The sequence below is a fragment of the Niameybacter sp. genome, assembly GCF_036655075.1.
Classification (GTDB): domain Bacteria; phylum Bacillota; class Clostridia; order Lachnospirales; family Cellulosilyticaceae; genus Holtiella.
This window is the reverse complement of sequence record NZ_JAVVQU010000010.1, coordinates 64,293-66,737: the sequence shown is the minus strand read 5'-3', so window position 1 is coordinate 66,737 and position 2,445 is coordinate 64,293. Positions and strand designations below refer to the sequence as shown.

At 34.4% G+C, this 2,445-nt stretch carries 3 protein-coding genes; all 3 read left to right on the top strand.

Annotated elements, in window-relative coordinates; all coding sequences use genetic code 11:
* Nucleotides 1–631: 631 nt before the first annotated feature.
* On the top strand, nt 632–763 hold the full coding sequence (locus RRY75_RS04620) for a hypothetical protein (protein WP_332490889.1): 132 nt from the start codon (nt 632–634) through the stop codon (nt 761–763).
* Nucleotides 764–984: 221 nt separating this feature from the next.
* On the top strand, nt 985–1,593 hold the full coding sequence (locus RRY75_RS04615; protein WP_332490887.1) for a hypothetical protein: 609 nt from the start codon (nt 985–987) through the stop codon (nt 1,591–1,593).
* A gap of 257 nt (nt 1,594–1,850) precedes the next feature.
* On the top strand, nt 1,851–2,445 hold a 595-nt coding region (locus tag RRY75_RS04610; protein ID WP_332715815.1), incomplete at its 3' end, for a hypothetical protein.

The following is a 2,445-nucleotide window of genomic DNA, read 5'->3' as shown; positions in this document are numbered from 1 at the left end:
TAGGTAACTGCATGTCGAGATAGATGACCGTCAGATACAGAACCCGGCGTATAGATTTGGTTAACAACTTTAAAAAGCATTGACAGGTAAGGAAGTGGGGTAACTCATGACCTTGCCTTTTTTGTGTTTTAATACCAATTTGCTGTAGTTTTTATATAGGTGCACAATGTGTATAAACAAATTTAAAATATTACAAATAATAAATTGACATCTAATTATTTTGATAGTATACTATAAATAAGCCAGTCTTCTATACTTATATTTCAATATAAATAGAGGAGACAAGCTTGATAGGCATGACCTCGTTTTGAAAAGGTTAGACCATGAGAAGAAGTGAGATGGGCATCCCGGGACCCGAAAACTTTGACTCGTGCAAGGAAAAGGCTGAAGGCATTGGATTCCCCCTCTTACCAAGGCAGTAGGACTTTTTCTTGAAAACTACATCATGTGATGGTGGCAGTCAAATGATGTGGGGCAAGATCTATATCGATTCACCCTATCTAGCGCGTTCAACTTTATAAGTAACCAAGCCCTGTGGTAAAGCCTATGGTAAACCTACGGTAAGGTAAGTTCAGCGGACACTCACAGTGATATATGCAAGGCATCCCTTTCACCTAGAGCACACCAACGCATGCACCTTAACCTGGTAAGTCCAACAGCTGCACCTAAGTACTTGCTTTCTTGTGAAGCGAGACACCCATCAAAAGGTGACGAATTCATTGCCACAATCAAAAACCAGCCTAAGTCCGTCTATGTAACATAAGAGGGGGACGACTTGGGCTGGTTTTTGTGCGTGTTGAAGTAGGCTAAGATTAGGTATAAATATAATTATTTTTCAATTTTAATTGCTAAAAAAATATATTTATATACAAAAAATAAGGCTATATGATACAATAAACATATTATGAAGCTATTATAAAAACAGTACAACCTTTAAAATATAAGAAATAAAGAATGAGGACAAGATAGGTAAGGGGTTAAAGAATGAATAGTGAGCAGTTAAACGATATCATTAAAAAAATTAATGGTGTTTTACATAGTAAAATTAAAGAAATTAATGGTCAAATAGAAGAGATTCACATTGTAGCAAGTAAAAACAAATCAGCTAAGCAAATTGTAAGGGATATTGAATCTACTATATTTGCTATGTTTGATTATGAAATCGATAGAAAGAAAATCAGTATTGCTCAATTAGATATGGGGCCAATGCAAGGGATTAAGCGTGTTAAATATGAAGGGATGTCCCTTCAGGTTGAAGATAAAAATTTGGAATGCGAGATTAGGCTTAACCACGATGGAGAGATTATCAAGGCAACCAAACGAGGTTTTAAGACAGCTAATAATCGTTACCGTGTCATTGCAGATGCAACGATTCAGGCTGTAGAAAAAGTGCTCGTTGAGGATTATATTTTAAGTGTACAAGATGTCTATGTAAGTGCCACAAAAGGTATTGACTTTATATGTATATTTATTCATTTAGGCACAGATGAAAAAGAAGAGCTCTTGATAGGCTCAGCCATTATTCGGGATGATCCAAATGAAGCCGTAGTACGTGCTACATTAGATGCTTTAAATAGAAAGCTTTTTAAATAAGTTATAAAGGCTGATTATAAGATAAACCCTTAAGCGAAGCGGAAAACATGACAGATGATTAGCGGAAGTCTGTTAATGCGAGCAGAAGGGGGAACTAATGATGAAAAAGAATTTTGCTAAAGTTATGCCAATTGTATTTGCTTTATTAGCACTTGCAATTGCAGGCGGTTCACAAATCAGTATTATTTTCTAATAGTTAAATCAGTATGCCTTATAATCAGCTTTTATATATAGATGAAGAGGGGAAGAGGTTTTTAGTGAAACAGTTATCGATACAACAAAGAAGATTTTGTATAAGTATTTATAGTATAGCTATTTTCTTATTGCTATTTGCGCTGTATAAGGAGGAGATAACACTACAAGTAGAGAATTTAGAAGTAATTTGTTTCTTTATACTCATCACAGGTTTAACCGAGAGTATTACACTATGCTTTAAAAAAATGTCTTTTAGCACTACGTTTGCAATTACTTTGGCGACTTATATACTTTTTGGCCCCTTCGAAACCCTTATTGTTTCGTTAGGTGGATTTTTGATTCGGGTGCTCAAAATAGATGAAGATACTTATAAGCACATTTTTAATACACCATTCTATGGAACATGCTTTAACTGTTCCATGTACACCATAAGTTTTTTAGGTGCACATCTAGTTGTGCTAGGCTTGTTGAATATATATTCCAATATAACAAGTAGCTTAATTGTTATTGGATTTAGTGCATCTTATTTTATGATTAATAAAGTAATTATTGCTATATATAAAAGAATTTGTACCGGACAAGATCTCTGGTATTGCCTTATAGAAGATTTCTGGTTGGGTCTAATTAATTACATGATTATGATTCCTTTCGGTATTA